The organism is Priestia filamentosa, assembly GCF_900177535.1.
Taxonomy (GTDB): Bacteria; Bacillota; Bacilli; order Bacillales; family Bacillaceae_H; genus Bacillus_I; species Bacillus_I filamentosa.
In genome coordinates this window covers 356,643-368,279 of the sequence record NZ_FXAJ01000001.1, presented here as the reverse complement: position 1 = coordinate 368,279, position 11,637 = coordinate 356,643, and the positions used below count along the sequence as shown (strand labels likewise).

Sequence of the window (11,637 nt, the reverse complement as noted above, 5' to 3'; positions counted from 1 at the left end):
AAAAGGAGCGTTATCAGCTACTCTATTTTGCTACTCTATCTTCCTAACCCATTTTGCCATTTCATCTGCTTTTTCTTGTGGAACAAGGTTTGCTGGCATACCACCTTTTCCTTGGGTAATAATCTTTTTAACTTCCTCTTCCGAAAGCTTCTCGCCAACCCCTTTTAATGCTGGACCTGATACACCTTGGTACTGCTCTCCATGGCAGCTAATACAGGTTTGCTTATATATTTCCTCTGGACTTGCAGCTGTTTCTTCCTGCTTTGCCCCACCTTCTTTTTCCTGGGCAAGCTCTTTTTGATCTCCATTGCCTTTAAAGCCTAAGATGACCATTAGTAAAATGCCAAATGCCATGATGAAAAAAAACGGTACAAGTGGATTACGATTCATACCCGCTTCCCTCCCCTTTATATGTAGCGACAGGCTTCCTTACAACAGACAATTTTATTTTACTTGAAAACAGCATGTTTTAAAAGGGTTACCAATAAGATAACACTATTTTTTTGGACAATTCAGAAAAAATTGTATAGATTATTAATTTTTATTTTCTACATGTCCTTTTTATCTATTTTATTCCTTTTCTCTTCAAAAATGATTACGCTTTCGATTATAATTGTAAAGAGTAAATAAATATTTGCTTAGAGAGTTTGCAAATCGTTTTCTAATTGAGTAAAATAAAAGTCAAGAAGAGAATATGGTAAAAATAACAAGAAGAAGCATTGAAAGCCTTTTTAAAAAAGATAATATAACCAAACATATAGCTAAAAAAGATAGTTTACTCCCAAAAGAAGCAAACTACCTTTTCTAAGCTGTCTGTATTCTATTCAAGGAAATCTTTTAAACGTTTACTACGACTAGGATGGCGAAGCTTTCGAAGAGCTTTCGCTTCAATCTGACGAATACGCTCGCGTGTTACGCCAAACACTTTACCAACCTCTTCAAGTGTACGTGTTCTGCCATCATCTAAACCAAAACGTAAACGAAGAACATTTTCTTCACGATCTGTTAGTGTATCAAGAACATCTTCAAGTTGTTCTTTTAAAAGCTCATATGCCGCATGTTCAGAAGGTGATGTTGCTTCTTGATCTTCAATAAAGTCACCAAGATGTGAATCATCTTCCTCACCAATTGGTGTTTCAAGTGATACAGGCTCTTGAGCAATCTTTAAGATTTCACGCACTTTTTCAGGTGTTAAATCCATATCTTCAGCAATCTCTTCTGGAATTGGCTCACGACCTAAATCCTGAAGAAGCTGGCGTTGTACGCGAATAAGCTTGTTAATTGTTTCAACCATATGAACTGGAATACGGATTGTTCTTGCTTGGTCAGCAATAGCACGAGTAATTGCTTGACGAATCCACCATGTTGCATACGTACTAAATTTGAATCCTTTGCGGTAATCGAACTTTTCTACTGCTTTAATAAGACCCATGTTTCCTTCTTGAATAAGGTCTAAGAAGAGCATTCCTCGCCCAACATAACGTTTTGCAATACTAACCACAAGACGTAGGTTTGCTTCAGCTAAGCGACGCTTTGCTTCTTCGTCTCCTTCTTCAATTCGATGAGCTAACTCAATCTCTTCCTTAGCAGAAAGAAGATCGACACGACCAATCTCTTTTAAGTACATACGTACAGGATCATTGATTTTAACTCCAGGAGGAACACTTAAGTCATTTAAATCAAATTCTGAATCCTCAGCTTTAGCAAGATCTTGAATGTTTGGAGCGCTTGCTGTTTCTTCTGCTTCCCCATGAATTTCAATTCCTTGTTCACCAAGATACTCATAGAATTCATCCATTTGTTCCGACTCTAGCTCAAAGCTTGACAGGCGTTCTGCGATATCCTCATATGTTAGTGCGCCTCGTTTTTTACCATTTTCCAAAAGTTGCTCTTTTACCTGATCGAGGGTTAATTCAGGTTCAAGTTGTTTAGAACGAGCTGACTTTTCAGCCATTTAGCCCCCTCCTTCCAATATTTACACTATATCAAACGTTAAGGTGCATTTTATAATGATCGCTTTTTTAAAGTTTTTGTCATCTCTAAAATTTCTTTCGCAATCATTGCTGCTTTTCTGTAATCTTTACTGCGTTCTGCTTCTATCTGCTCCTGCTTTTTCATTTGAATCTCATCATGAGCAGATTTCTTAGACAAAATCTCAAAAAGATAATCGTTAAAAACTTGTTCTGTTAATTCTTCTTGAAGTGGAATCATTGCAAGCTCAGAAACTAAGCGAGTTAGTTCTTTATCTGATATATACTGAACAAAGACGCTCAAATCAGCTTCATGGCCTTCTTCGTAAAAAGCGTACAAATGGTTTGCTAATGCTTGGTGCAGATCAACGTTAAACTTGCCTTGCACCGCATTTTGTACACGTAAAGATACAGTAGCATCTCGAAGCATATAGGCCAGCAAAAAGCGCTCTGCTTTCTGATAAGATGGTAATAACTGCGTTTGCGTATAAAGCTTTCTAGCTATATTATTTCTATTTCCTTGTGCATTATCCTTTTTTTGCTTCTGAACTTTGTTTATTTGAAGTTCCTGCTCTTTTAAAGCAGATAGTGAAATAGAAAACTCATCACTTAACTGTCGTAAATAATGCTCCTTTTCTACTGCTTTTGTTAAAGTATTTACTTCTTTAAGAGCGGAATCAATATAATGCATTCGTTCTGCTTCGTTTTGAAGATCTTTTCCTCTCTTCAAATATCGTAGCTTAAAGGATGTGTATGTTAAACTATTCTCAATTACGCTCTGCCTAAATTTCAAAGCTCCAAACTCTTGGATATACTGATCTGGATCATATCCATCTGGAAGGGGGGCAACTTGCACATGACACCCTGCTTCCTGTAAAATTGAGGCAGCTTTAACAGTTGCTTCTATGCCTGCTCCATCTCCATCGTAACAGATAATAACCGATTCTACATTACGGCGAATGATTTTCGCTTGTTCTACAGTTAAAGACGTTCCCATTGTGGCTACAGAATTTTCGCATTCCGCTCCAACTGCAGCAATAACATCTGCATAACCTTCAAAAAGCAATACTTGTTCTTGCTTTCGAATTGCTTTTTTAGCAGCATGAAAGTTGTAAATTGTTTTGCTTTTTAAAAAGATAGGAGTTTCTGGACTGTTTAAATATTTAGGCTGTCCTTCCCCAAGTATTCTTCCGGAAAAAGCGATTGTTCTTCCTTGCAAGTCGTGGATTGGAAACATAATCCGATTACGAAAGCGATCAAAATATTCATTTCCATCATCTTTCTTAATGAGAAGGCCGCATTTCTCCATCTCCTCAAGATTAAAACCACGCTTTGTTAGAAATTTAACAGCAAAATCCCAAGAATTAATGGTATAGCCTATCTCAAAACGTTTAATGAACTCCTCTGTAAAACCACGTTGAAGTAAATAATCGTAAGCTTCCTGACCTTCTTTTGTGTTCACGAGTAAATGATGGTAGAATTTCTTTAGAAGCTCATGAGCTTCTATCATTCTGTTTGACGGCTGCTGTTCTTTTGTCTCGGAATTGTTAGTTTGTTCAACTTGAATTCCCACTTTACCAGCTAGCTTAGTTACAGCTTCTGTAAAAGAAAGCCCGTCAATATCCATCAAAAAAGAAAAGGCGTTCCCACCAGCTCCACAGCCAAAGCAGTGATAAATCTGTTTGTCAGGGGAAACTGAAAAAGATGGTGTATTTTCACCATGAAAAGGACATAAACCAAAATAGTTTCTTCCTTGCTTTTTAAGCTGAACATGGTCGCCCACAACATCTACAATGTCAATGGAACGTCGAATCTGTTCTATTACTTCTTCAGGAATTTTTCCTCCCATTTCGAACAGCTCCACCTTAATTCATATTCTTCATAAATCTTTAAATTCCTTTAAGGTTCGACAATAATTTTATGAAGGATTCCTTGAAATTTTGACGATCATTTTCACTAAAGGAAGATGGACCTCCTTTTGGATAACGTCCAGCGCGTCTTTCTTTAGCAGATGCGTAGCGAAAAAATAGAATTTGATCCATATCCTCTTTATTATAGTATTTCCCACGTGGAGATAGAACATAAACACCTTTCCCAATGAGCATACTTGCAAGCCCTGTATCTTGGGTAACGACGATATCTCCTCTTTGGGCCATATTCAAAATATAGAGATCAACTTCTTCTGCTTCGCTGTCGACATACTTCCATTCATTTTGGCCCTCGTCTTTTCTCATATGTGCATAAGAAGCGACAAATAGGACGTCTTGGTCGTACATTTTGGCGATTTTCGCAATCTCCTTATTCACTGGACAAGCATCACCATCGACAAAAACTCTGGAATTTCTACGGCTATATTTCTCTATTCTACATCCCTCCAGAGAATCCTTCTAAAAATCTTTTTTCTCTTTCCGTCTATTTATATACAGAATACGTGGTGAATTCCCACTTGAGAATGAAAAAATCCCTTGTTAGGAAGTTTCGCTTCATACCACTAGTTTATTCGTTATAGACGGAGTCTAAACCTAAAACCAATCTTTTTATCACAATTTTTTATTATAATACAAATTATTAATATTTTCTACAGGAAATTACAAAGTTGTCCATCTGTTGAAGACACGAAGAGAATAGACAATTACAAACTAAATGTCTTCTTAGTGTTTATATAATTTGTTTAAAATAACTCCTGCTGTTTCTTCTACAGCTTTATTTGATACATCAATAACTTGGCAGCCAATTTTCCCTGCGACTTTTTCAAAGAAATCAAGCTCTTCTTTAATTCGTTCAATATTTGCATAAATAGCTCCATCATTTAAACCTAAAGATTTTAGACGCTCTCGTCGAATATTATTAAGCTTTTCTGGACTAATCATTAAACCGATACATTTTTTAGCTGAAACTTGGAAAAGCTCTTGAGGAGGCTCAACTTCAGGAACAATAGGCACATTAGCTACTTTCAAACGTTTATGGGCAAGAAATTGAGAAAGCGGCGTTTTGGAAGTTCTGGAAACACCAACTAAGATAATATCAGCTTTTAAAATACCGCGCGGATCTCGTCCATCGTCATATTTAACCGCAAACTCAATCGCTTCTACTTTCTTGAAATAGTCATCATCAAGCTTGCGAACAAGCCCTGGCTCATAACGTGGCTGAAGTTTGTAAGATGTTTGGATTTTATCAATTAAAGGGCCAACAATATCAAATACAGGAACTCCATTTTCTTCTGCTTCTTTTAAAAGAAAAGCCCTCATTTTTGGTTTTACAAGCGTAAAACAAATAATGCCATCATTTAACTTAGCAAGTGCTACTACTTCGGATAATGTTGCGTAATCTTCTACATAAGGAATTCTTTTGATGATCGCTTCTGATTGATGAAATTGACTTGTTGCTGCTTTCACAACTAAATCAGCTGTTTCTCCTACTGAGTCTGATAGCACATATATAAATGGATTATTCATCAACATTTACATCCCCTTTTTCACTCATGAAATTTTTATTGATCATCTTCTGCTAAAGCAACAAGAAGTTTTGTGATATTTGTTTTCGTTATTCTGCCGACAACTTCATATCCATCAGGATGATCTTTCACAACAGGGACGGCGTCAATTTGTTTATCAATTAAACCTTTTGCAACTTCAACAAGTAAATCATCTCTAAGACAATAGGTGATATTAGGCATTCTTGTCATAATAATATTAACAGGAATCGAATTCAATTCCTGTTTCCCCATGCTTGCTCTTAATAAATCTTTACGTGATAAAACTCCTACAAGATAAGACCTTTTATCTACTACAAATAACGTTCCCACATCTTCAAGAAACATTGTACAGATCGCATCGTAGACTGAAACAGATTCATTTACAACAACAGGAATCGATTGATATTCTTCTACCTTTATTTTACGAATTTTATCAGCTAGAAGCTGTGACCCGGTTTTTCCCGTATAGAAATAGCCTACTCGAGGTCTTGCTTCTAAGTATCCTGCCATCGTAAGAATTGCTAAATCTGGTCTTAACGTTGCTCTCGTCAAATTAAGACGTTCGGCAATCTGTTCTCCTGTAATAGGGCCGTTATCTTTTACAATTTGTAAAATATGCTCTTGTCTGTGATTGAGTTCGATCTTAATCACCACCTTAATTCAAAAAACAATATATGCCATACTCGACTATCATTATTATATACTAATTTAACAGTTATGAAAGGGAAATGCTTAGGCAGTCTATAAATTCATAAGAAGCGGCATTATAATTTTTCATTTACATCATCAGAAAAAGTATCACGTAAAGAATCCATCTGTTTTAAGAAACGCTCAGATTTAAGCGTTAAACCAGATAATTCAGCATAGTACGTATCAATAATAAAAGCGAGCCTTTTTTTCGTTTCTTCTTTCAATGAAATACTTCCTAACCTTTTTAAGTCCATATAATAAAAAAGACGAAGTAGCTTAACAAGCATAGGCGTTAATTTAATATGATATGGATCGTGTTCATAGCAACGATGGCAAAGCAGTCCTCCCTCTTTCGTAGAAAATGCAAAAACACCATCGCTTGCACCGCAAATAGCACATCTGTTTAACTGTGGTGCAATCCCTAGTACATCAAGCATTTTTAGTTTATAAATATAAAGAAGAACATCTTTGTCATATCCTTCATCAATATATGATAAAGTTTGAAAAAGCAGTTCAAATAAAAATGGGTTGCTTTTTCTAGATTCTGTTGCCCGGTCCGTCAATTCAACAACATAAGAAGCATACGCGGTTAAAAAGATATCTTCACGTATGCTTCGCATTGAGGCTATGATCTCTCCTTGACTAAGAGTTCCCATACCTGATCCAGTTTGTATTAAAAAACTACCATAAGTAAATGGATGTGTAAGGGCTGACAAGCGACTGCTTGGCTTTTTAGCTCCTCTTGCCATAACCCCGATTTTTCCTAGCTCTCTTGTAAAAAGCGTTACAATTTTATTGCTTTCACCATAATGATTTGCACGAATGACAATACCTTCACATTTTTTCAACACTACGCTCACCTATTCGTTTATAGCACAAACGCTCTACAACATTGTTATATTATCATCCTCGGACAGTTCCGTCTGTGATGTGGGTTCTTCCACCTTCTTTTCCATTTCCTTAAAAAGAAGATAAGCGTCGATATTACCTGTGTTCTCAAATACTTTCCAGGTAAGATTTAACATGAAATACCCCTCCTAATCATCGGCTTACAATTCAAGTTGCTTAAGATTAGAATAGCCATTTCAAAAGTAAATCATGTAACACAAAATTTAGTAAATCCCCACTTAATATTCGTCGGCTCTAAATCCAAAATCTCTAAGATGCGTGGAACGGTTGCGCCAGTCTTTTTGAACCTTTACCCAAAGCTCTAAAAATACTTTAGATCCTAACAAGTTCTCAATATCTACTCGAGCACGCTTTCCAATCTCTTTTAACATTTTCCCTTGTTTCCCAATGATAATCCCTTTTTGCGAAGATCTTTCAACAACAACTGTCGCGCTAACATAAACAGCATTTCCACCTTCACGTCGTTCAATTGCTTCAATCGCAACAGCAATTGAATGAGGAATTTCTTCACGTGTTAAATGAAGCGCCTTTTCACGAATAAGTTCGCTAATAATAAAACGCTCAGGATGGTCTGTTACCTGATCTGCTGGATAGTATTGAGGACCTTCTGGCACGTAGCGCTTTACTTGTTCTAGCAGTGTATCAACATTGTTTCCTTCCAATGCTGAAATTGGAATAATCTCTTTAAAATCGTAAAGTTCTTTATATTGTTCAATAAGGGGAAAGAGCTCGTCTGGATGAATTTGGTCAATTTTATTCATCACTAAAAAGACAGGAGTGTTTGTTTCCTTTAAACGCTCGATAATAAACTCATCGCCGCGCCCAAAACCTTGTTCAACGTTCATCATAAATAAAACAAGGTCAACTTCACGAAGCGTATTTTGTGCCACTTTCATCATAAAGTCGCCAAGCTTGTGCTTTGGTTTATGAATCCCTGGCGTATCAATGAAGATGACCTGTGAATCGTTGTCTGTGTACACTCCTTGAATTTTGTTTCGGGTTGTTTGAGGTTTGTCACTCATAATCGCAATCTTTTGGCCAATTACTCTGTTTAAAAACGTTGATTTTCCTACGTTTGGTCTACCTATAATTGACACGAAGCCTGATTTAAACTTTTGTTCACTCATGTAAATCCTCCGCTGTAAATGCGCCTGGCAGCAGTTCGCTTACTGTCATTTCTGCTACGTCGCCTTTTAAATTCGTTAAATATACTTTCATATCGCTTGGACACAGTTCTGAGATAACTTGTCGACATGCGCCACAAGGGGAAACAGGACGATCTGTGTCTGCTACTACAGCAAGTGCTGTATATTGTTTATTCCCATCTGAATACGCTTTAAACAGCGCCGTTCGCTCCGCACAATTACACAAGCTGTACGCTGCATTTTCAATGTTACATCCTTTGTATACCTCACCGTTTTCCGTTAACAAAGCAGCTCCAACTTTGAACTTTGAATACGGTGCATAAGCAAGTTCTCTCGCTTTTTTGGCTTCTTCCATCAACGCTATTTTATCCATATTTATTCCCCTATTCACTCAGTAGTAAGATAAATACTATCAAAAACTATCTTCTCTCACAACTTTAAATTCCTAGATATGGCCAAAAAATAATTATGCCAATGACCATAGCTCCTATTGCATACACAAGCACAGCTCCTGCAGCAATATCCTTCGCCTTTTTAGCAAGATGATGGTAATCTCTTGTAACCAAATCGACCGTTTTCTCTATGGCTGTATTGATCATTTCTAAACTGAACATTCCCATAATCAAAAGAATAATTACAACCCACTCTATTTTTGTAAGCCCGAAGTAGAAACCACCGCCCAAAGCTAAGACTCCCGCAAAAGCGTGGATTTTAAGATGTAACTCACTTTGAAAAGAGGTCTTTATCCCTGAGAAAGCATAAGAGAAGCTTTTAAGAAACGAATGTTTATCGTGTAAGCCCATAGCGTTCTAAAATTTCCGTTTGTCTAGTGAACATCTCTTTCTCTTCTTCTTCTGTTTCATGATCGTATCCTAATAAATGTAAGAATCCATGCACAGCTAAAAACCCTAGCTCTCTCATAAAGGAATGACCATAATCTTCCGCTTGTTCCTCTGCTTTTGGAACTGAAATGATAATATCTCCTAAAGCTCGTGGTAAATCTTCACCAACAATTTCAAGCTCTCCCTCTCCCATTTCTTCCATAGCAAATGAAATGACATCTGTCGGCTTATCTTTCCCACGATACTCTCTATTAATATCCTGAATAGCGTCATTATCTACAAATGTCAGTGACAATTCTGCATTGCTCACTTCTTCCATTTGAGATGCAAGCTTTAATAATCCATGAATTTTTGTTTCTTGTTCTTCCGTTATGCTTCCTGTTTCGTCAATAAAATCAACTGCTAGAGTCATCTTCATTCTCCTTTTCTTTCTTCATATCCGGATATTCAATGCGCGAGTGGAAAATACCATTCAATGTTTCACAAAGGGCTTTTGATACAGTTCCAAGCTCCCGTAGTGTTAAATCACACTCGCTCAACTGGCCGTCTTGAAGTCGATCTTTAATAATATTTGAAACTAAGTTTTCAATTTTTTCAGGGGTTGGGTTTGACATCGATCTTACAGCAGCTTCAACACTGTCCGCAATGCCAATAACTGCTGATTCTTTTGTTTGTGCTTTTGGCCCTGGATAACGGTATTCGCACTCAGGTATTTCTTTTTCACTTTTTTCCACTGCTTTGTAGTAGAAAAATTTAAGCAACGTTGTTCCGTGATGCTCCCGGGCAATATCTACAAATTCTCTTGGGAATTTGTGTTTACGTAAAATATCCGCTCCATCAACAGCATGTGCAATAATAATATTTTTACTAACTTCTGGAGGTAGACGGTCATGTGGATTCTTGATGTTCATCTGATTTTCAATAAAATAATGAGGACGCCTTGTTTTTCCAATATCGTGATAATAAGATCCTACCCTTGCTAAAAGCCCGTTTGCTCCTATTGCTTCACAAGCAGCTTCAGCTAAGTTTGCTACCATTACGCTATGATGGTACGTACCTGGTGTCTCAGTCAAGATTTTCCTTAACAGTGGATGATTTGGATTTGAAAGCTCAATAAGCTTGATACTTGATAAAATACCAAATCCTGCTTCAAAGAAAGGTAAAATTCCGATTGTTAAGACTGAAGATATAATACCAGAAGAAACAGCCATCAAGCTATAATAACCAATCTCCATATTATCAATCTGGCCATTTTTCAGAAATACAATCGCAAAAATTGCCACAATGTTCATAAAAGCTATAAATAAACCCGCTTGTAAAATTTGTGATCTCCGCTGTTGGTGATTGATAAATAAAATACCAGCTATAGAGCTAATAAGGAAATAAAGAGCCATTGGCATATTAAAAACATTTGTAACTTCTTGATTAAAGATAATACTTCCACAAATAGCTACGACAATGCTTGAAATAACAGCTACCTTCTCATTTAAAAGAAGCCTTAATAAAAGTCCTCCTGTTGCAACAGGAGCCAAATAGCCAAGATCAGATATCTCTTGTTCCTGAAATAAACTAACAAGTTTTATGATTGTAATCGTAATTATCATTACAATTACGTAAAGAACAAGAGGCTGATACGTCTTTTGATGAAATTCTTTTAAATAATATACGATAGCACTAATCATGATAACAACAAGCAACCCTAGCCCAACAAATGGGGGAATAAGATGCTTATTATCTAATAATCCAACAAGCTGTAGCTGATGATAAATATCAGAGGTAATAAGCTGGCCTTCTTCAACAAGAATTTGGCCTTGCTTAATACGAACAGGGTCAATTTTTTCCACTGCTTCTTGACGATTTTCTCTTGTTTTGTTTGGATCATAAACTACATTAGGAATAACAGCAAATTCAGCAATAGCTCTCATTGAATCTTTCACATTATCATCAACATTTGCATACATAAGCTGATTTGCTGTATCTTTACGTTTATCGCTAATATCTTGGACAGTGACGCGATTTTTCATCGTCTGGTGGATAGCTGTGATAATGGTATCCTTAGCAGCTGAAAGCTGTTCTTTATCCGTTTTAACAAGCGTTTCAAATACTTCTTCTGACAAGCCCCGAGAAGCTTCCTTTGGCATCGTCTCTTTGAGCTGACTTTTAACATCTACAATTTCTTCATCCGTAATCCCTTTGTTTTGTTTCTTAAAATCATCTACAGCGTTAAAAATAGCCTCTACAAGATCTATTCGATTTTGAGCATATTCCGTTTTTAACGTATATACATCCTCAACAGATTCCTTTGCTTCCTCACGCTTTTTTTCTGTACTCTCCTTGTCTTCTATCGTAATAGGAGAGTACACAGTTTGCTTTGAGATGGTGAATTTTCGTAAATCAAGCTCTTCTGGCTTTACGTTGTTATACATTATGGAAAATAGAAATATTCCTAACAAGGCGTACAGACCAATCTGGATGAATTTCAGTTTATTCAACTGTTCCATCATTTGTTTCCATAGCTTTAACACAACCTTGTTCCCCCTTTAAAGTAAAAACAAACGCTGTACTGTACTTCATTATGTAAAAAAGACCCTATCCTTAGGGAAGGG

At 36.7% G+C, this 11,637-nt stretch carries 13 protein-coding genes; all 13 read right to left on the bottom strand.

Annotated elements, in window-relative coordinates; all coding sequences use genetic code 11:
• Positions 1–30 precede the first annotated feature (30 nt).
• Positions 31–390 carry a cytochrome c550 gene (gene cccA, locus B9N79_RS01960; protein WP_019391451.1) on the bottom strand — a complete coding sequence of 120 codons (360 nt, stop codon included), beginning with the start codon at positions 388–390 and terminating at the stop codon, positions 31–33.
• A 430-nt stretch (positions 391–820) separates the two neighbouring features.
• On the bottom strand, positions 821–1,954 hold the full coding sequence (rpoD, locus tag B9N79_RS01955; RefSeq protein ID WP_019391450.1) for an RNA polymerase sigma factor RpoD: 1,134 nt from the start codon (positions 1,952–1,954) through the stop codon (positions 821–823).
• A gap of 50 nt (positions 1,955–2,004) precedes the next feature.
• Positions 2,005–3,819 (bottom strand): DNA primase, encoded by a 1,815-nt coding sequence (dnaG, locus tag B9N79_RS01950; RefSeq protein ID WP_040056813.1) that lies wholly within the window; start codon positions 3,817–3,819, stop codon positions 2,005–2,007.
• Positions 3,820–3,859: 40 nt separating this feature from the next.
• Complete coding sequence (locus B9N79_RS01945; RefSeq protein ID WP_231573073.1) at positions 3,860–4,276, bottom strand: YaiI/YqxD family protein; 417 nt, start codon at positions 4,274–4,276, stop codon at positions 3,860–3,862.
• 345 nt (positions 4,277–4,621) lie between these two features.
• Positions 4,622–5,425 (bottom strand): pyruvate, water dikinase regulatory protein, encoded by an 804-nt coding sequence (locus B9N79_RS01940; protein WP_026009480.1) that lies wholly within the window; start codon positions 5,423–5,425, stop codon positions 4,622–4,624.
• Between the two features lie 35 nt (positions 5,426–5,460).
• On the bottom strand, positions 5,461–6,099 hold the full coding sequence (gene ccpN / locus B9N79_RS01935) for a transcriptional regulator CcpN (protein WP_026009479.1): 639 nt from the start codon (positions 6,097–6,099) through the stop codon (positions 5,461–5,463).
• A gap of 110 nt (positions 6,100–6,209) precedes the next feature.
• On the bottom strand, positions 6,210–6,986 hold the full coding sequence (gene recO / locus B9N79_RS01930) for a DNA repair protein RecO (RefSeq protein WP_040056814.1): 777 nt from the start codon (positions 6,984–6,986) through the stop codon (positions 6,210–6,212).
• A gap of 33 nt (positions 6,987–7,019) precedes the next feature.
• A complete protein-coding gene (locus B9N79_RS01925) occupies positions 7,020–7,160 on the bottom strand; it encodes a YqzL family protein (RefSeq protein ID WP_019391444.1) in 141 nt (46 codons plus the stop codon).
• Between the two features lie 102 nt (positions 7,161–7,262).
• Positions 7,263–8,171, bottom strand: coding sequence for a GTPase Era (gene era / locus B9N79_RS01920; protein ID WP_019391443.1), 909 nt, complete (start codon positions 8,169–8,171; stop codon positions 7,263–7,265).
• Positions 8,164–8,562, bottom strand: coding sequence for a cytidine deaminase (locus B9N79_RS01915; RefSeq protein WP_019391442.1), 399 nt, complete (start codon positions 8,560–8,562; stop codon positions 8,164–8,166). Before B9N79_RS01915 ends, era begins: the two co-directional genes overlap by 8 nt.
• 64 nt (positions 8,563–8,626) lie before the next feature.
• Complete coding sequence (locus tag B9N79_RS01910; RefSeq protein ID WP_019391441.1) at positions 8,627–8,992, bottom strand: diacylglycerol kinase family protein; 366 nt, start codon at positions 8,990–8,992, stop codon at positions 8,627–8,629.
• Positions 8,976–9,443 carry an rRNA maturation RNase YbeY gene (gene ybeY, locus B9N79_RS01905; protein ID WP_019391440.1) on the bottom strand — a complete coding sequence of 156 codons (468 nt, stop codon included), beginning with the start codon at positions 9,441–9,443 and terminating at the stop codon, positions 8,976–8,978. Before ybeY ends, B9N79_RS01910 begins: the two co-directional genes overlap by 17 nt.
• Positions 9,427–11,556 (bottom strand): HD family phosphohydrolase, encoded by a 2,130-nt coding sequence (locus B9N79_RS01900; protein WP_040056815.1) that lies wholly within the window; start codon positions 11,554–11,556, stop codon positions 9,427–9,429. Before B9N79_RS01900 ends, ybeY begins: the two co-directional genes overlap by 17 nt.
• Between the last annotated feature and the right edge of the window lie 81 nt (positions 11,557–11,637).